An 18,522-nucleotide genomic window follows, 5' to 3' on the forward strand; every position below is an offset into this window, starting at 1 on the left:
TACTTCTGCCTCATTGATACGGGGCAAGCAACTTTTCGTACTTTCGGTTCGTCTAATTGAATACAATTCCAAAGGGCAACCCGACATCTGAAGGGTTGTTCTTTGTTTAGAAGAGCCTTGACGCGTCATCGCTTGCGGACAAAGGCAAATAGACAAGAGAGAGGGAGTCGGATATGGCGGGAACAAACCGTAATGCGTCAGCACAACCAACCAAGCAAACGACAAAGCCGAAATCCGGAAAACGAAAAAAGAAAAAAATTACTGCAGGAAAGGTGTTTGCGTGGGCGTTCGTCAGTGCGGCGGTCGCTGCCATTTGTGCGATGGGCGTATATATATTCATCATTATTAACGGCGGCCGCATTTTGACTCAGAACATCGACAAGCTCGATCTGGACGAAGCGTCGCTGATCTACGATGTGAGCGGCAAAGAAGTGGCGGTGCTCGCGGCGGAAAACCGGGAGAGCGTCACGGCGGCGGAAATTCCGAAGAAGCTGCGCGATGCCTTTATCGCAACGGAGGATAAGCGTTTCGAAGAGCACGCGGGCATCGATTTTCTCGGCATCGGCCGCGCCCTTGTCAAAGACGTCGTAGCCCGCAGCATGGTGGAAGGCGGAAGTACGATCACGCAGCAGCTGGCAAAAAACGTATTCCTGTCGGCGGATAAAACGTTTTTCCGCAAAGCGACGGAAATGTCGATTGCCGTGGCGCTCGAGGAAAGATATTCGAAGGATGATATTTTGGAAAAGTATTTGAACCGGATCTTCTTCGGGAACCGTGCTTATGGGGTAAAAGCGGCTTCCAAAAAATATTTCGGCATCTCCGATTTGAATCAGCTGAAGCTTTGGCAAATGGCGACGCTCGCTGCGATACCGAAAGCGCCGAGCACGTACAACCCGATCTCCAATCCCGAAAAATCGAAAGATCGGCGCGGCGTGGTGCTGAAGCTGATGGCCGACCAAGGCTATATTACCGAGGCCGAACGCGCGGAAGCGGCGGCGGTCGATTACGTGCCGCAGCAAGGGGCGACCAAAGACCAATACCAAACCTACGTCGATTATGTGCTGCGGGAAGCGCAAAATAAGTACAACATCGAAGAAGACGACTTGATGCGCGGCGGATATAAAATTTATACTTCGCTCAACCCAGACGCACAGAAAATTATGGAACAGACGTATGCGAACGACAAGCTGTTCCAGAAAGACGGGCCGGAGCAAAAAATGCAGAGCAGCATGGTTATTCTGGACAATAAGGACGGCGGGATTGTGGCCATGATCGGCGGCAGGGACTATGTGGCGCGCGGATTGAACCGGGCCGTGCAGCAGCCGAGACAGCCGGGATCGTCCTTTAAAACGATCGTCGCCTACGCGCCAGCGCTGGAGTCCGGAAACTACACACCTTACAGCATGCTGCCGGACGAGCAAAAAAGCTATAACGGCTACAGTCCGAGAAACTACGATGGTGTTTATCGCGGCCAAGTTAGCATGTTCGAGGCAGTTAAAAAGTCGATCAACGCGCCGGCCGTCGCTTTGCTCAATGAGATCGGCGTTAACAAAGGCATCGCTTTTCTGAAGAAACTCGGCATCGAGCTCGACAAGAACGATAATAACCTTGCCATCGCGCTCGGCGGATTGACCAAAGGGGTTACAACACTGCAGATGGCGCAAGCATATAGCGCCTTCCCCAATAATGGGAATATGAACGAAGCTCATGCGATCAGCAAAATTGAAAATTCGGACGGCAGCCTTCGGGCCGCTTTTAAAAGCGATAAGAAGTCGGTCATGAGTGCGAAAACCGCCTGGTACATGACGCAGCTGCTCCAGGGCGTCGTAGAACCGGGCGGGACGGGAACGGCGGCGAAGTTCGACCGGCCGGTCGCCGGGAAAACCGGCTCGACGCAGCTCGATATTAAAGGATTGGAAAAGTACAACCGCGACCTGTGGTTCGTCGGTTACACGCCGGAATGGACCGCGGCCGTATGGATGGGCTTCGACAAAACCGATTCGAAGCATTATGTCTCCATGAGCAGCGGCGGCGCGGCGGTCATTTTCAAGGAAGTGATGCAAAAGGCGCTTGCCAAAACGCCGATGACGGCATTCGTCAAGCCGGATGGCGTGCCCGATCTCGGAGCGCCGCCAAAGACGATCGCAGATCTGAAAGGCGAATACGTCAAGGAAAGCAGAACGGTGAAGCTGAGCTGGTCGGCCATCGGCGACAACGTCAATTACCAGCTATTCCGCAAAGACAGCAAGACCGCGGAATTCCCGAGCGAGCCGCTGCTTTCGACGACTTCAACGGAAGTGAACGATATTTCGGCGATCCAGCCGGACACGTACCAGTATGCGGTGGTGCCGGTTAACACGGTCAGCAACGTCGCGGGAGCTCGATCGAATACCGTTACGGTAACGGTAAGCGCGGACTCGGGTCATCCGGACCCGTTGAATCCACAGCCGGGTACAGGTAATGGAACGGGTCTGCCTGGACAAGGAGGTATTACGCAGCCCGGCGGTGCTGGCAACGGCACCGGCCAACCAGGGCAAGGCGGTACTACCCAGCCGGGTAGCGGTAACGGAACGGGCCGACCGGGGCAAGGCGGGACGACACAGCCGGGTACCGGAACGGGCCAGCCGGGACAAGGCGGGACGACGCAGCCCGGCATAGGGACAGGAACCGGCCAACCAGGACAGGGAGGCACGACGCAGCCTGGCACGGGGACAGGAACCGGCCAGCCGGGGCAGGGCGGCACGACGCAGCCCGGCACGGGCACAGGAACGGGCCAGCCGGGACAGGGAGGCACGACGCAGCCCGGTACGGGCACAGGAACCGGCCAACCTGGACAAGGCGGGACGACGCAGCCCGGCACGGGGACAGGAACCGGCCAACCGGGGCAAGGCGGGACGACACAGCCGGGTACAGGCACAGGAACGGGCCAGCCGGGACAAGGCGGATCGACGCAGCCCGGCGTAAGCAGCGGGACGGGACAAAACGGTACAGGCGCCGGAAACAACGTCGGGGCTATCCCCGGCGGCGCCTCCGGCAATGCCGCAAACGGCGGCGAGCGCGTATTCTCCGACGGAGCGGGCAGCTCGACGCCGCTTGCGCCGGGAATCCGCTAAGATTTCATATTTTTGGCATAGCATAGTATAATATGAACTGAGCTAATGACACTATAAACGACGCAGATGGAGTTGATGACGAACGAATGAAATCGACATTTCTTTGGAAGACGGCGGTGTGGGTCGGTACAGCGGCACTGCTCGCGGCCATTATGACCGGTTGCGGAACGAAACCGGCTCCAACCCCCGCAGGTCAGGGGAACACACAAAACGGCAGCCAGCCTTCCGGACAGGCAGGTGCGCAGCCGGGGCAGACGGCCAAAAAATCATGGACCTCGCCGCCGGAGATGAAGATCGATCAGAAGAAAGCGTACACTGCGAAGGTAACGACCTCGAAAGGGACGTTTACCATCGAGCTTTTTGCCAAAGAAGCGCCGAAAACGGTGAACAACTTCGTGTTCCTCTCAAGAGAAGGCTTCTATAATGACATTACGTTCCACCGGATCATCCAATCGTTCATGATTCAAACCGGCGATCCGCAAGGGAGTGGAACCGGGGGTCCGGGATACAAATTCGAGGATGAGCTGAAAACGCCTTACAAGTATGAGCCGGGCATTGTGGCGATGGCCAATGCGGGACCGAATACGAACGGCAGCCAGTTTTTCATTTGCACTGGACCGGACAGTACGGCGGTGCTGAACCAAAATCCGAACTATACGATTTTCGGTAAAGTGACGGAAGGCATGGACGTCGTTCAGAAAATCGCCGCAACGCCGGTGAAGAAAGGCAGCGAGCCTACGCCGAGCGTGCCAACGGAGAAAGTGACGATTCAGTCGATCGAGATTACGGAGAAGTAAGAAAAAATTTACGAGCGATGTCCCTTTCACGAAGATACACCCGTGTTGTAGCGGAAGTTTTTCTTGATATTGCACAACGTCCGTTCTTTCAAATTCATCAAAGCAGCGTGGGGAGCCACGCTGTTTTTTCAATGTCTTATCTGCGGGTTCACATCATATGATGGCATAACGTTGTCGGGGTGAAGGGAACGATACGGATCTTTGCCTCGTCTAATGATGAGAGGAGCGATTGTAGATGACGCAAGCTGTCGGGCGATCTTCCGATCGATATTTGGGCTGTTTACTCGGTTTGGCGGCAGGCGATGCGCTGGGCACTACGCTGGAATTCAGCGCACCGGGTTCTTTTGAGCCGATTGCCGATATGAAGGGAGGGGGACCGTTCGGGTTGGCACCGGGCCAATGGACCGACGATACGTCCATGGCGCTCTGTTTGGCGGAAAGCCTGCTCGAGACCGGCCGTTTCCACCCTCGCGATCAAATGCAGCGATATGTGCGCTGGTTCCGCGAAGGCTACCTTAGCAGTACGGGGGACTGCTTCGATATCGGCAACACGGTTCGCGAAGCGCTGCTCCGGTTTGAACAAACGGGAGAACCGTTCAGCGGCTCCATGAGCCGGATGGCGTCGGGCAACGGCTCACTGATGCGGCTCGCTCCGGTGCCGATGTATTATGCGGCCGACCCGGCCGAAGCGATGATGCGCGCCGGCGACAGCTCGCTGACGACGCACGGTTCCGTGCTTGCCGTCGACGCGTGCCGTTACTACGGCGGCTTAATCGTCGGAGCTCTTAACGGCGAGTCCAAGGAACAGCTGCTGAGCCCGTATTATACGCCATCTCCGGGCTTTTGGGATAGGCGGCCGCTCGTGCCGGAGATCGGCGACATCGCTTCGGGCTCGTTCAAACGGCGTCAGCCCCCGGAAATACGGGGTTCGGGCTATGTAGTGAAATCGCTGGAAGCTGCACTGTGGGCATTCGCGCTGAGCGAAGACTTTGCGGAAGGCGCTCTACTCGCAGTGAACCTGGGGGAAGACGCCGATACGACAGGCGCCATTTACGGCCAGCTCGCGGGGGCGTATTACGGCGTTCCGTCCATTCCGTCCCCTTGGCTGGCAGCGCTTGTCGACCGGGAGCGCATCGAACGGTACGCTTTACGATTATTCGAACGGGCACAGGAGGATGCTAATCATCATGGAATCGCATAATCGAGGCTGTTTGCTGCTTCATGGGTTTACGGGAGGGCCTTACGAGCTGATGCCGCTTGCCGAACACCTTGAACAAACACTGGGGATGCAGTGCCGGACTCCCGTTCTGCCGGGACACGATCAAGACTTGGCTGTGCTTGGCGGCGTCACGTTCCACGATTGGCTGGACAGCGCTTCATGGGAGGCGCATCAGTTGACGAAGGATTGCGCGTCGGTCGATGTGATCGGCTTCTCGATGGGCGGGCTGATCGCCGCCTGCCTCGCCAACCGGTTTCCGATTCGACGGCTCGTCCTGTTGAATGCCGCCGCGATCTATATCAGCCCGGTCCGTTTGCTCGCCTATATGGCATCGCTGCTCCTGATCCGCGATTGGGCGAACCTGGGCAGGGCGAAGAACGTTCCGCCGCAAGCGACCGTCGAATTTCTGAAGCTGGCCCGGCATACGAAAAAGCGCGAGCTGCCGCGCATTCAAGTGCCGACCTTGATCGTCCAGGGAGCGCAGGACCCGATCGTCCATCCGCGGAGCGGGCGCTATATTTACAAGCGATTGAAAGGCGAACGGGAGCTCCGCATGTTCCCCCAGTCCCGTCATATGATATGTTTGGATCGGGAAGCTCCGGAGCTGTTTGCCGAAGTGGAGCGGTTTTTGAACTGCCCGTAACGGATTTTGTAATCGTTGAATTGGATCATGGGAGAGCTGGGGAAATGAAGGTAACGGGATTCAATCATGTCACGATTCGCGTGTCGGAGATACCGGCATCGCTGTCGTTTTATCAAGATACGCTTGGGATGAAGCTGGTTCACCGCGGGCGGCTCGATGCATATTTGGAATGGGGAAGCGCATGGATTTGCCTTGTGGAGCGGACGTTGGATCCGCCGTCCGGCTCGCCGCGCGGTGTGGATCACGTTGCATTTTCCATTGCCGAAGCGGACTTTCCGGCGGCCGCGGACAAGCTTCTAGAGGCAGGAGTGCCGATCGTCCGAGGTCCGATAGCGCGCGGCGGCGGGTGGAGCGTCAACTTTCTCGATCCGGACGGGACGCAGCTCGAACTGTTTACCGGATCGCTGCATGGACGGATGAATGTATGGCACTGATGAAAAGCAATCGACAGCGGAAACGAGGCGGCCGTATTCTAACGTTTGCGAAGGCGGTATGGAAAATAACGACCATCGCGCTGATTGCCGCTTTCGCATGGGTTGCCGTCGTGCAGTGGAAGATGGCTACGCTGGATCAGCCGAAGCTGCCCCCGCAAGACGTGGGCATCGTGCTTGGAGCCGCCCTATGGCAAACGACGCCAAGTCCGGCACTGAAGGAAAGGCTGAACCGTGCCGTTGAATTGTACAGGTCCGGCAAGATTCGGAATATCATCGTATCCGGGGGCTACGACCGCAAAGATTCGGAATTAACCGAAGCGGAAGGGATGCGAAATTATTTAATGGAAAAGGGCATTCCGGAGAAAGCGATTTTTCTTGAAAATCATGCGACCAGTACATACGAGAACATGAAACTCAGCCAAGCGATCATGCAGCAGCGTCATTTCGTGTCCGCCGTGATCATCACCCACCGCTACCATGCGGTTCGCGCGCTCGATATGGCGCGATTTCTCGGGTATCAAGAGCCTGCGGTTGCGCCGATGGATTCGGAAGTGCTGATGATGACGTGGCATAAGAGCAGGGAGACGCTGGCGCTTGCCAAGTGGCAGTGGGACAAGCTCGGGCTCGCTTTCGGAAAGGAATCGGCCTGATAGATTGCTGTTTCCAACCGGCGTACTAGCTGATATAATGAGTGGTAATACTACCGTTCGTTTAAAAAAAGGAGTTGGACACATTGCCTTTCGGAAATATCGGCATCGGCGGACTCATTCTTATTGTTCTCGTTGTACTGCTGCTATTCGGACCCTCAAAGCTCCCTGAGCTGGGAAGAGCTTTTGGACGGACGCTCAGCGAATTTAAAGAATCGACAAGAGGTCTCCGTTCCGAAGAGAAAGACGAGACCGGAAAAACGCAGGATGAGAAAAAAGCCTGATCGGATCGCTCAAGACGACAAATCCCTTCTCCCAGCCCATAAATCGGCCTGGAGAAGGTTTTTTTTTGCCGGTATGTCCCCGTTAGCCGTTCACAATCGTGCCGCCGTTGACGTGTAAAATTTGTCCGGCCATGTACGATGAATCGTCACAGGCAAGAAATACGTAGCTCGGCGCCAGTTCCTCCGGCTGGCCGGCCCGTTTCATCGGCGTAGTCGAGCCGAAATTCGCAACCTGCTGCTGATCGAACGTCGATGGGATGAGCGGCGTCCAGATCGGTCCCGGCGCCACGCCGTTGACGCGAATGCCGCGGCCGATCAGCTGCTGCGACAAGGAGCGGGTGAATGTTACGATTGCCCCTTTGGTTGCGGAATAATCGATCAGCTGGTCATTGCCTTCATATGCCGTGATCGAAGCGGTATTGATGATGGCGCTGCCCTGCATCAGATGCGGCAGAGCAGCCTGCGTCATATAAAAGTAAGAAAAGATGTTGGTGCGGAACGTTTTCTCCAGTTGGGCGGCGGTAATATCCTCTATCCGCTTCTGGGGATGCTGCTCCGCCGCATTATTGACGAGAATGTCCAGCTTTCCGAGCTGCTTGACCGCTTCTTCTACCGCTTGCTTGCAGAGCGTTTCCGTGCCGATATCGCCCGTAAGCAAAATGCATTTGCGGCCTTCTTCCTCAACCTGCCGCTTCGTTTCCTGTGCGTCCTCGTGCTCGTTCAAATAAACGATCGCCACATCGGCGCCTTCTTTGGCATAAGTTACCGCGACAGCCCTGCCGATTCCGCTGTCGCCGCCGGTGATGATCGCCGCTTTATCCTTCAGCTTGCCGGCTGCTTTGTACTTGCTGTCTTCGAAAACGGGCCGCGGGTTCATTTGCGACTCGATTCCGGGCTGCTGCTGCTGATGCTGGGGCGGAAACGTTTGTTTTTCCATCGTGGTTGTGGTCATTGCTTTCACGCTCCTTCGTGTAGGTACGATGCCCGTGTTTGACCTTGCTTGGAAAAATAAGCGGTACACGGTACATTTAACCTTTTTAGGATGCGCTCAAACGATACGGCGTATCGTGGAACATTTTTACAACTAACGTTATGCTTAGAATTTGGTGCGGTAATGGTATGTGAAGCTGTCGGTGAAACCGGCAGAGCGGTACAGTCTGACCGCCGGCTCGTTGTCTGCGATGACTTGAAGATACAGCCTCTCCGCACCTTGCCGGCCACTCCATGCGGCCAATTCGCGAACGAGCCGCTTGCCGATGCCAAGGCCTCGCCGCTCCGGATGGACGACCACATTGGTGAAACCGGCCCAGCCGTTCTCTACGACGCTCGTTCCTACGGCAACAACGTCGGCCTCGTCCTTTATTTTTACAAAGCCGGACGGAAGCGTAATTCGATCGAACAAACGGCGGTAAAACGATAGCAGCTCCGGCTTATGTCCTTCCAGCGCGATAAAGGATTGCATCCAGTCTTCGTCGGGAGCAGGGAGGATTTCGGCGCGGAACCGTTCACTCCCGGTCCGGTACGCAAGCTTAGCCATTTCGGCAGCATCGGCCGTCATGATGAGGCACGGAACTTCAATGACGTAGCCCTGCGAGTCGAGCCATGCATCCAGACCGTCAGGCGAGGCATCGCTAATATGATACCGGACAGGCAGCTCCCGGGACTTATAAAATCGTTCCACCTGCTCCCGGCGCATGTCAGCCGGATTCCAAATGCCGCTGCCGTCCCCGGTCCAGACGCTGTTGGCCCGCTTCGTTACGCCTTCCGAGGCGCGCAGCAGCCAGGAACCGCATAATTCCGTTTCTTGTGCAGGCCATGTCCCGAGGCCCAGACGATCGATGAATGAGTAAAACGACTTGTCATGCAAATGATTCCACCCTCTTTTATGCATAAATATGAATAAATATACATCAAAACTTGTAAACATTCAATGCGGCCATCGGCTTTTATGTAAAATATTCCTACCCAATAGTCCGTCTTCATAGTACGATACTAAGATAGTTGGATGGAAGGAGCCGAATGACATGATCAAAGCCATCGTTTTTGATTTTGACGGACTCATATTGGACACGGAGACGCCGGAATTCGAGTCTTTTCAGGAAATGTACCGCGCTCACGGATGCGAGCTGACGCTTGATGTATGGGGGACTTGCATCGGAACGGGGCCGGAAGCGTTCGACCCGTATCAGCATCTTGAAACGCTGCTCGGAGCCGCCTACGACCGGGAAGCCGCCAGGAAGCTGCGGCGCGAGCTGCACGAGCAAAAGATGCAGCACACGGATGTGCGCCCCGGCGTGAGGCAATATTTGACGCAGGGGAAAGAGATGGGGCTGCGGATCGGTCTGGCGTCGAGCTCCACGAATGAATGGGTGACCAAATATTTGAATAGGTACGGGCTTCTCGAATATTTTGAATGTCTTTGCACGCGGGATATGGTAACAAGGGTGAAACCGGACCCGGAGTTGTATTTGCGGGCGCTTGCGATTTTGGACGTGCAGCCGCACGAGGCGATCGCATTTGAGGATTCCCCGAACGGAACGCTGGCGGCGAAACGCGCCGGGATGTTCTGCGTCACCGTCCCGAACGCCGTTACGGCACTGCTCACGTTCGGCGAGTACGATATGCGTCTTGATTCCATGGCGCAGCTTCCGCTGCAGGAAGTCGTCCGCCGCTTGAGCGAAGCTTCTTCTACGACTTTATCGCAAACGTCCCCGGGAGCGGATTCGCTGTGAACAAAGTCATCTTGATCGGTTCCCCGGGCTCCGGTAAGTCCACCTTAAGCAAAAAGCTGGCCGAAGCCACGGGATTGCCTTTGTTTCACTTGGATGCGCTCTACTGGAAGCCGAATTGGGTGGAAACGCCGAAGGAGGAGTGGGATGCGCTGCTGCACGCATTGGTATCGGAACCGCAATGGATCATCGACGGCAACTACGGCCGAACGCTCGATATACGGTTGCAAACGGCGGATACGATCATTTGGCTGCAAAAGCCAAACTGGCTCTGTGCGTGGCGGGCCGTCAAAAGACAAATAAGTCATTTCGGCAAAGTTCGGTCGGATATGGGCGAAGGCTGCGTCGAACGATTCCGCTGGGAATTTCTGCGGTTTCTCGTGTTCATTTGGCGTTTTCCGAAACAAAGCGGGCGTCGACTGGGAGAGCGAATTAGCAAGCTTATGGCGCTGTCTCCCGAGAAGAAAGTCATTATCCTACGCTCGGATTCGGAGGCGGAATCATTTTTGAATACATGGAATGAAAACGATCGTGTGTTTTCAGGATAGCGGAGCGGGTGCTTGCGAGCCCGCTCACAGTTTTTTGATCCGGTCTATAAAAACGGATGCCGCAGCCGACAATTCGCGTTTGGCCGGAGATACGAGAGCGATGGTTCGCCTCGCCAGCGGACGGGTTAGCGGAATTTCCAGTATGCTGCCTGCCGCCAGCTCCGCCTCGGCCAAATTTTTGTGCAAAATGGCGATGCCAAACCCGACCCGCACCATCTCCTTGATCAGCTCGATGCTGCCCACTTCCATCTCCGGCACGATGTCGATCCTGTACGCCCGCGCTTCTTCTTCGACAAATCTACGCGTGCTGCTTCCCGGCGACAGCAATATCATCGGGAGTTTGAACAGCTCGGCCGGATCCTGCGGCTGCGAATACCGCCGGCCATCCCTGCCGCTGCCAATAAAGATCGGCTCCGCCTGCCACTCGTTATGAATTTGCAAGGATGGGGCGGGCAGCGGCAAATGGATCAATCCGATGTCGATGCTGCCTTCTTCCAGACGGCCTGCGATATCTTGCGTCTTGCCGTGGACGAAACGGAATCGAATCCCCGGGTAATGGCCGTGGAACGATTCGATGGCAGGCAGTAAGTAATGCTTAATGAGCACTTCGCTGCCGCCGATGCGAATTTCTCCCGTATCCAGACTGTGGTATCGGGCCATAAGCCGTTCACCCTCGAGCAGCAGCGTGAGCGCCGGCTGTACGTAATCGAGCAGTGCGCGGCCTTCCGGGGTCAGCTCAACACCTTTCGGCTTGCGGACAAAGAGTGCGGTACCGAGCTGTTCCTCGAGCTGTTTGATTGCATATGAAACGCTGGGCTGCGTAATAAAAAGCTGTTCCGCCGCTTTGCTGATATTTCCGGCGCGGGCAGTTTCGTGAAACACTTTGTAAAGCTCCAACGAGATCATATTTGATATGGTTCCTCTCTATCGATGGTATTGATAATATCGATTATATCTATAATGATCCCCCTATTATAATGGGTTTGACACCACGAAGGAAGCGATCGCTGCGGATTATGTTTTGCGATCCGATCATGTTGCGAACTTGCTTTTGTCGCCGTACGCAGGGTGTACAACGGGGTAGTTGCGATGGGGAGGAACGGACGATGAGTAAAGGTATGATTCGAGCCGTATTGTTCGATTTGGATGAAACGCTGATGAACCGGAGAAGGGCGCTGGACGTTTTTATTGACCGTTTGATCCGGGATTACGGCCATTCGTTCGGACTGCAGGATTCGGAACGCATTCGTCATATCGTTCGCGAAGCGGATCAAGGCGGTTATCGGGCCAAGCGGGACGTATATCAAGAATTGGTTCTTCAGCTTCGGTGGCGCGGCGCGCCGTCGGAGGAGCATTATGCGGATTATTGGCGGCGGGTTTACCCTGTCTGTGCTCAACCCGAGTACGGAATGCGGGAGACGCTTCATTTTTTCCGGAGTCAAGGCTTGCGGCTCGGGCTTGTTACGAACGGTCAGTCGCAAGTGCAGCAGGCCAAAATCGATATACTCGGCATTCGCGAATCGTTCCACAGCATCGTGGTGTCGGAGGGAGCGGGATGCAAGAAGCCGGATGCGGCGATTTTCACAATGGCGCTGGAGGAGCTTGGCGTGAATCCGTCCGATGCATGGTATGTCGGAGATCATCCGCGCAACGATGTGTACGGTGCCTTTCAAGCCGGTTTATTTGCCGTATGGAAACAAGGCGTACGCCAGTGGGACGTTACGCTGGACGTTCGGCCGGACGCGGTCATTACGGAGCTTTCCGAGCTTGCTCCGTTGTACCTTTCCTTTAACCAAGAGAAGGCGAAATTTTGAGTTTTGCCGTTTGAATATACTACAGACAAAGAAAAAAGACACAATCGGTACAAAATATATAAACAACATGTTTCCCTTGGATTTCACATAAATATATAAGTATGACAAGGGGAGGGTGACAAAAAGGTGAGTGAAGATACGCGTCAAATTACGACTCGAAATCGCCAGATTAATGTTATATTTAAATCATCTCCCGAACCAACTCACGTCGAGAGTAACAATGCTCAAAATAAAGAGATGTCTCAATATATGGAAGCATTTTCCGACATTTTCAAAGAACTGGACGATATGATTGGGTTGGAAGAAGTAAAGGAATTAGTGTTTCAGATTTATGCCATGCTTCAGATCAAACAATTTCGAATTCAAGAAGGACTTCATGTAGGTTCCAATGTTTACCATATGATATTCAAAGGGAACCCCGGAACAGGGAAAACGACGGTTGCAAGAATCGTGGGTAAATTGTTTAAGTCGATGGGAGTGCTTTCCAAGGGACATCTGATCGAAGTTGAAAGAGCCGATCTTGTTGGGGAATACATAGGACATACTGCATTAAAGACAAGAGAGTTAGTTAAAAAAGCGCTCGGCGGAATTCTGTTTATCGACGAGGCATACAGCTTGGCCCGCGGCGGGGAAAAAGATTTTGGCAAAGAGTGTATTGATTGTTTAGTAAAAGCAATGGAAGACCATAAAAACGATTTTGTTCTCATACTGGCGGGTTATCCGCTCGAAATAGAAAATTTCCTGCAAACCAATCCGGGGCTGCCTTCGAGATTTCCAATCCAGGTTGATTTTCCGGATTACTCGATCGATCAGTTGATCAAAATCGCCAACAAAATGGCTAACGAGCGAGAGTACAACATTCTTCCCGATGCGATTCATAAAGTCAAAGAACATTTACAGTATGAAAAACATTTAAATTTAAACTTCAGTAATGCAAGGTACGTCAGGAATATCATCGAGAAAGCGATCCGGTATCAAGCTGTACGGTTAATAAGAAAGCCATTAAAACCTGCTAAAAAAGATCTTATGAATCTTACTAGCGAGGATTTTATTATACATGAGGAATCGGTGAACTTAAAATCACACAACATTTCAAGTTTTTATTGAGTCGGTTATGTTTGCGATTTCATAAAAAATATATTCAGCGGCCTTGGTTCGTTCGAATTTCCACGGACTAAGGCTGCATTATTTTAGGGGATCAAATAACTTCATTGTTCTACCAGGTTGTTTAATAAGTTTGCTGAGGTTATACTTCTACGCATGTTCCAGTATTGAATTTACTGCTTCGCATCAATAAAATGGAATTTCGTAAATACTAATCTGCATTGGTTGATTATTATAAATATCAAAGCCATGCTGTATTGGAAGATGTTCGTACCAGATCATATGGCGACTCAAAAATAGTAACGGTATTGTGGGGAAATTAATTAAAGAAGTTGTATTCCTTGAAGACGGAGCCGAAGTTGTATAGAATTTGGTAATGCCTTAATCGAATGAATAACGTCAAAGGAGACGATGAAATAGTTATGAAATCAACGACGCATGAAGTTACACCGGATACCCGGGATCGCGCCGTTCTGGTCAGTCTGGTGACGCCGGAGCTGAAAAAACAGGACGCTTATGATGCGGATTATTCGCTTGCCGAGCTGATCAGCTTGGCGGAAACGGCGCAGGTTGACGTTACGGGGATGTTGACCCAAAATAAGGAATATGCCGATTCGAAATGGTTTATCGGCAAAGGCAAGGCGGAGGAGCTTAAGACCTTGCTCGGCGAGACGGGCGCGAACACCGCCATTTTCGATCAAGAGCTGTCCGGGGCGCAGGTGAGAAACCTGGAACAGTTTCTGGATGTGAAAATTATCGACCGAACGCAGCTCATCTTGGACATCTTCGCCCAGCGCGCCAAGACGCGTGAGGGGATTATCCAGGTCGAGCTGGCGCAGCTCAGCTATTTGCTGCCGCGGCTGTCCGGCCACGGCAAAAACTTGTCCCGGCTGGGCGGCGGGATCGGTACACGAGGTCCGGGGGAATCGAAGCTTGAAACGGACCGGAGGCACATTCGCAACCGCATCAGCGAATTGAAGCGCCAACTGCAGGAGGTTGTGCGGCACCGCAACTTGCATCGTGAGCGGCGCAAGGAAACGGGCGTCTATCAGGTCGCCCTGGTCGGCTATACGAATGCAGGCAAATCGACGATGCTGAAGCAGCTGACGAAAACGGATGTTTTTGTAGAAAACCAGCTGTTTGCCACGTTGGACCCGACTTCACGTGCGCTCAAGCTGCCAGGCGGAGCGGATATCGTGCTCACCGACACGGTCGGATTTATTCAAAACTTGCCGCATGATCTCGTTGCCGCGTTTCGCGCCACGCTGGAGGAAGCCAATGAAGCTGACCTCATCCTGCATGTAGTGGACAGCGCTTCGGAAATGATGCCGACGCAGATGAAGGTTGTCGATCAGGTGCTGGAGGAGCTTGGAGCGCACGGGAAGGAGCGCGTCACGCTGTTCAACAAAATCGACCTGTGCCCGCCGGGGCAGGCGGAGATGCTTTCCACGGAAGGGGAATTTCTTCGGATATCCGCTTACAACGAAGCGCATTTGGACCAGGTGAGAGCACTGCTCGAACGCAAGCTGATGAGCGATAGCCGCACCTTCCGCATCCCGGCCGATAAAGGCGATATGATCTCGCTCGTTTATCGGGTAGGCGAAGTGCTGGAGAACGAGGTTGACGGAAGCGATATGCTCTTTAAAGTTCGCTTGAACAACAAGGAATTTGATAAAATCGGATATATGCTCGCCGCATACGATTCGGCGAGGCTTGCGCAGGGAGAAGCCGGAGGAGAGACGACAGAACATGTTTAAGGAACAGGTGCTCGGCCTGATGGATCAGGCCGAGCTTCAAATTGAGGGGAAACGGAAAGAAATCGACCGGATTGTCGATCGCAATCAATGGAAGGTGATTCGCGCATTCCAAAAACATAAAGTCAGCGATTACCATTTTGCCGGGTCGACGGGCTACGGCTACAACGACCGGGGCCGCGAGGTGCTTGATCTGGTGTATGCGGACATCTTCGGCGCGGAGACGGCGCTGGTGCGGCCGCATTTCGTCTCGGGCACGCATACGATCGGTACCGCATTGTTCGGCGTGCTGCGGCCGGGGGACGAGCTGCTTATGATTACGGGCCGACCGTACGATACGCTGCACAAGGTAATCGGCAAACCGGGCGACGGACTCGGTTCGCTGCAGGACTTTGGAATCCGCTATGGCGAGGTCGCGCTTCTAGACGATGGATCGCCGGATTACGAGAGCATTGCCCGCTGCATTAGCTCCAGCACGCGGGTTATCGGTATTCAGCGGTCCCGCGGCTATTCGTGGCGTCCGTCCTTCACCGTCGCGCAAATCGCTGAAATGGTCCGGTTCGTCAAGGAGATCAAGCCCGATGTGATCGTGTTCGTCGATAACTGTTACGGCGAATTTACGGAGCTGACGGAGCCTACGGAAGCCGGCGTCGACCTGATGGCCGGCTCGCTGATCAAAAATCCGGGCGGCGGATTGGCTGCCACCGGCGGTTACATCGTTGGTAAAGCTAAATATGTTGAGCTCGCATCGTATCGATTGACCGCTCCGGGCATCGGCGGGGAGGTCGGCGCAATGCTGGGAACGACGCGCTCGATATACCAAGGATTATTTTTGGCCCCGCATCTGGTCGGACAAGCCGTGAAAGGCTCGGTATTCGCCGCCTCGGTCTTCGAGCGGCTCGGTTTCGTTACGCATCCGCGCTGGGATGATCCGCGGACGGATTTGATCCAGGCGATCCGGTTTAGCGGACCGGAACATTTGATCGCCTTCGTTCAAGGGATTCAGCAAGCGGCGGCGGTCGATTCACATGTGGTGCCAGAGCCTTGGGATATGCCGGGCTATGAGCACCCAGTCATTATGGCGGCCGGTACGTTCATCCAGGGAGGAAGTCTGGAGTTGTCCGCCGATGCGCCGATCCGTGAGCCTTATATCGCTTATATGCAAGGAGGCTTGACGTACTCCCATTGCAAGATGGGCGTGCTCACCGCGATACAAAACATGATCGACCGCGGCTTGTTGCATCTGGAAGACAATTGATGCCGTACATTTCTGAGTTGCGCAGCAAGCGATGCTGATGCGTGAACGATCGACATTGCCGCATGGATGACCCATGCGGGCGGACTGTACAGAAAAGCGCTTTCTGTAAAAAATGCTGACATATGGCATAAACCTAACACAACTTGACACGTTTTGTGATCGAGGTTACAATAAGGTCAGGTTCATGTGTTTAGGAGTGATGGTCATGACTGATGATATCCGCAGAAATATGGCGCTTTTCCCGATCGGGATCGTGATGAAGCTGACGGACTTGACCGCCAGACAAATTCGTTACTATGAGCAGCACGAGCTCATTATCCCCGCCCGGACAGGCGGCAATCAGCGCTTGTATTCTTTCAACGATGTGGAACGTTTGCTCGAGATCAAGGATTTGATCGAGAAGGGCGTAAACATCGCGGGAATCAAGCAGGTTTTGCTGCCCGTTTCCAAAGACTCCGAAGAGGCGACAGTCATCAACGAGCATTCGGAAGTGAAGCGCAGAGAAATGACGGATACGCAGCTGCATAAGATGCTCAAACAGCAGCTTCTCGGCGGCGGCAAACGTCCGAATCAAGTGTCGCTGATTCAAGGCGAGCTTTCCCGCTTTTTCAGAAAGTAAGGCTTACCGGAGCAGTCCGGCGTCTTTTTTCGCACGGATCGGACACGCTTTGTAACAATGTGACACCCGTTTAAGGAGGAGATTTCACAATGACCGTTAACAAATACACCAAAGAAGATATTCTTCGAACTGCCAAAGAACAGAATGTCCGGTTCATCCGCTTGCAATTCACCGATTTGCTCGGAACGATCAAGAACGTAGAAATTCCCGTCAGCCAGCTGGAGAAGGCGCTTGATAACAAAATGATGTTCGACGGCTCTTCGATCGAGGGGTATGTCCGCATTGAGGAATCCGATATGTACTTATACCCCGACTTGGATACTTGGGTAGTGTTTCCGTGGGTGACGGAAGATCGGGTAGCCCGCTTGATTTGCGACATTTATTTGCCTGATGGAAGACCGTTCCCTGGCGACCCGCGCGGGATATTGAAAACCGCGCTGAAGGAAGCCGAGGAAATGGGCTTTACGGCGATGAACGTCGGTCCGGAACCGGAGTTTTTCTTGTTTAAAACCGACGAGAAGGGCAATCCGACGATGGAGTTGAACGATCAGGGCGGATATTTCGACCTCGCTCCGACTGACCTCGGGGAAAACTGCCGGAGGGAAATCGTACTGACGCTGGAAGAAATGGGCTTTGAAATCGAAGCGTCCCACCACGAAGTGGCGCCGGGACAGCACGAGATCGATTTTAAGTATGAGAGCGCCGTAAAAGCGGCGGACCAGATCCAGACGTTCAAACTCGTCGTCAAGACGATTGCCAGACAGCACGGTCTGCATGCCTCTTTCATGCCGAAGCCGCTCTTTGGCGTAAACGGTTCGGGGATGCACTGCCACCAGTCTCTGTTCAGCGGCAAGGAGAACGCGTTCTACGATGAGAACGACAAGCTCGGTCTCAGTGCGACAGCCCGTTATTATATGGCCGGTATTTTGAAGCATGCGCGTGCGTTTGCTGCGATTACGAATCCGACGGTCAATTCTTACAAACGTCTTGTGCCGGGCTACGAAGCGCCTTGCTATGTCGCATGGTCGGCTAGCAACCGCAGTCCGATGATCCGGATTCCGGCGTCGAGAGGACTCAGCACACGCGTAGAAGTGCGAAATCCGGACCCTGCGGCCAACCCGTACCTGGCGCTGGCGGTCATGCTGAAAGCCGGACTGGACGGCATCAAGAACAAGACGCAGCTGCCGCCTCCGACGGATCGCAACATTTACGTGATGACCGAAGAGGAGCGGGAAGAGCAAGGCATCCCGAGCCTGCCGGTCGATTTGAAACAAGCGCTCGACGAGCTGCTTCGCGACGACGTAATCTGCGATGCGCTTGGCGAACACGCGCTCGCTCATTTCTACGAGCTGAAGGAAATCGAGTGGGACATCTACCGCACGCAGGTGCATGCCTGGGAGCGGGAGCAATACTTGACGCTGTATTAAACATCGTTTCTATGAGAAACGTCCGTTCGGGGAAAACGCAAATTCCCGGAACGGACGTTTTTTCATTGTTTCCGCGTTTCCTCGCATCCGCCCAGATCACCCGCCAGCTGCCAGGTAAAGAAAAAATCCCTA

18 protein-coding genes are annotated in these 18,522 nt (G+C 54.0%); 15 read left to right on the forward strand and 3 right to left on the reverse strand.

Going from position 1 to position 18,522, the window contains the following annotated elements; all coding sequences use genetic code 11:
• Positions 1-173: 173 nt before the first annotated feature.
• From ACFQI7_RS12705 to tatA, 7 genes are all read left to right on the forward strand, one after another.
• Positions 174-3,113 (forward strand): transglycosylase domain-containing protein, encoded by a 2,940-nt coding sequence (locus ACFQI7_RS12705; RefSeq protein ID WP_218100488.1) that lies wholly within the window; start codon positions 174-176, stop codon positions 3,111-3,113.
• A gap of 86 nt (positions 3,114-3,199) precedes the next feature.
• Positions 3,200-3,910, forward strand: a complete 711-nt coding sequence (locus ACFQI7_RS12710; protein ID WP_218100487.1) for a peptidylprolyl isomerase — start codon at positions 3,200-3,202, stop codon at positions 3,908-3,910.
• A gap of 235 nt (positions 3,911-4,145) precedes the next feature.
• Positions 4,146-5,111 (forward strand): ADP-ribosylglycohydrolase family protein, encoded by a 966-nt coding sequence (locus ACFQI7_RS12715; protein ID WP_218100486.1) that lies wholly within the window; start codon positions 4,146-4,148, stop codon positions 5,109-5,111.
• Positions 5,098-5,772: an alpha/beta hydrolase gene (locus tag ACFQI7_RS12720; RefSeq protein WP_230415207.1), complete on the forward strand. Its 675-nt coding sequence runs from the start codon at positions 5,098-5,100 to the stop codon at positions 5,770-5,772. Before ACFQI7_RS12715 ends, ACFQI7_RS12720 begins: the two co-directional genes overlap by 14 nt.
• Positions 5,773-5,816: 44 nt before the next feature.
• Positions 5,817-6,206, forward strand: a complete 390-nt coding sequence (locus ACFQI7_RS12725; protein WP_218100484.1) for a VOC family protein — start codon at positions 5,817-5,819, stop codon at positions 6,204-6,206.
• Positions 6,197-6,856, forward strand: coding sequence for a SanA/YdcF family protein (locus ACFQI7_RS12730; protein WP_218100483.1), 660 nt, complete (start codon positions 6,197-6,199; stop codon positions 6,854-6,856). Before ACFQI7_RS12725 ends, ACFQI7_RS12730 begins: the two co-directional genes overlap by 10 nt.
• A gap of 83 nt (positions 6,857-6,939) precedes the next feature.
• On the forward strand, positions 6,940-7,137 hold the full coding sequence (gene tatA, locus ACFQI7_RS12735) for a twin-arginine translocase TatA/TatE family subunit (protein WP_218100482.1): 198 nt from the start codon (positions 6,940-6,942) through the stop codon (positions 7,135-7,137).
• Between the two features lie 82 nt (positions 7,138-7,219).
• On the opposite strand, the gene ACFQI7_RS12740 is transcribed toward tatA, so the two are convergent.
• Positions 7,220-8,089, reverse strand: coding sequence for an SDR family oxidoreductase (locus tag ACFQI7_RS12740; RefSeq protein WP_218100481.1), 870 nt, complete (start codon positions 8,087-8,089; stop codon positions 7,220-7,222).
• Between the two features lie 144 nt (positions 8,090-8,233).
• Positions 8,234-9,004: a GNAT family N-acetyltransferase gene (locus ACFQI7_RS12745; protein ID WP_218100480.1), complete on the reverse strand. Its 771-nt coding sequence runs from the start codon at positions 9,002-9,004 to the stop codon at positions 8,234-8,236.
• Between the two features lie 157 nt (positions 9,005-9,161).
• On the opposite strand from ACFQI7_RS12745, the gene ACFQI7_RS12750 reads away from it, so the two are divergent.
• Positions 9,162-9,869: an HAD family hydrolase gene (locus ACFQI7_RS12750; RefSeq protein WP_218100479.1), complete on the forward strand. Its 708-nt coding sequence runs from the start codon at positions 9,162-9,164 to the stop codon at positions 9,867-9,869.
• Positions 9,866-10,414 (forward strand): AAA family ATPase, encoded by a 549-nt coding sequence (locus tag ACFQI7_RS12755; protein ID WP_218100478.1) that lies wholly within the window; start codon positions 9,866-9,868, stop codon positions 10,412-10,414. Before ACFQI7_RS12750 ends, ACFQI7_RS12755 begins: the two co-directional genes overlap by 4 nt.
• 24 nt (positions 10,415-10,438) lie before the next feature.
• Here ACFQI7_RS12755 and ACFQI7_RS12760 read toward each other — a convergent pair whose 3' ends face one another.
• On the reverse strand, positions 10,439-11,320 hold the full coding sequence (locus tag ACFQI7_RS12760) for a LysR family transcriptional regulator (protein WP_268966838.1): 882 nt from the start codon (positions 11,318-11,320) through the stop codon (positions 10,439-10,441).
• Positions 11,321-11,520: 200 nt separating this feature from the next.
• On the opposite strand from ACFQI7_RS12760, the gene ACFQI7_RS12765 reads away from it, so the two are divergent.
• The 6 genes from ACFQI7_RS12765 to glnA all read left to right on the forward strand — a co-directional run bounded on the left by ACFQI7_RS12765 (position 11,521) and on the right by glnA (position 18,390).
• A complete protein-coding gene (locus ACFQI7_RS12765; RefSeq protein ID WP_218100476.1) occupies positions 11,521-12,228 on the forward strand; it encodes an HAD family hydrolase in 708 nt (235 codons plus the stop codon).
• Positions 12,229-12,354: 126 nt separating this feature from the next.
• Positions 12,355-13,335, forward strand: coding sequence for an AAA family ATPase (locus tag ACFQI7_RS12770; RefSeq protein WP_218100475.1), 981 nt, complete (start codon positions 12,355-12,357; stop codon positions 13,333-13,335).
• 419 nt (positions 13,336-13,754) lie between these two features.
• Positions 13,755-15,089 (forward strand): GTPase HflX, encoded by a 1,335-nt coding sequence (gene hflX / locus ACFQI7_RS12775; protein WP_218100474.1) that lies wholly within the window; start codon positions 13,755-13,757, stop codon positions 15,087-15,089.
• Positions 15,082-16,344 carry a methionine gamma-lyase family protein gene (locus tag ACFQI7_RS12780; RefSeq protein WP_218100473.1) on the forward strand — a complete coding sequence of 421 codons (1,263 nt, stop codon included), beginning with the start codon at positions 15,082-15,084 and terminating at the stop codon, positions 16,342-16,344. The genes hflX and ACFQI7_RS12780 overlap by 8 nt, the downstream gene beginning before the upstream one ends.
• Positions 16,345-16,549: 205 nt before the next feature.
• Positions 16,550-16,963, forward strand: a complete 414-nt coding sequence (locus ACFQI7_RS12785) for a MerR family transcriptional regulator (protein ID WP_218100472.1) — start codon at positions 16,550-16,552, stop codon at positions 16,961-16,963.
• An 89-nt stretch (positions 16,964-17,052) separates the two neighbouring features.
• Positions 17,053-18,390 carry a type I glutamate--ammonia ligase gene (glnA, locus tag ACFQI7_RS12790; RefSeq protein WP_218100471.1) on the forward strand — a complete coding sequence of 446 codons (1,338 nt, stop codon included), beginning with the start codon at positions 17,053-17,055 and terminating at the stop codon, positions 18,388-18,390.
• Positions 18,391-18,522: the final 132 nt, after the last annotated feature.

It is taken from the genome of Paenibacillus allorhizosphaerae (assembly GCF_042659105.1).
Taxonomy (GTDB): Bacteria; Bacillota; Bacilli; order Paenibacillales; family NBRC-103111; genus Paenibacillus_G; species Paenibacillus_G allorhizosphaerae.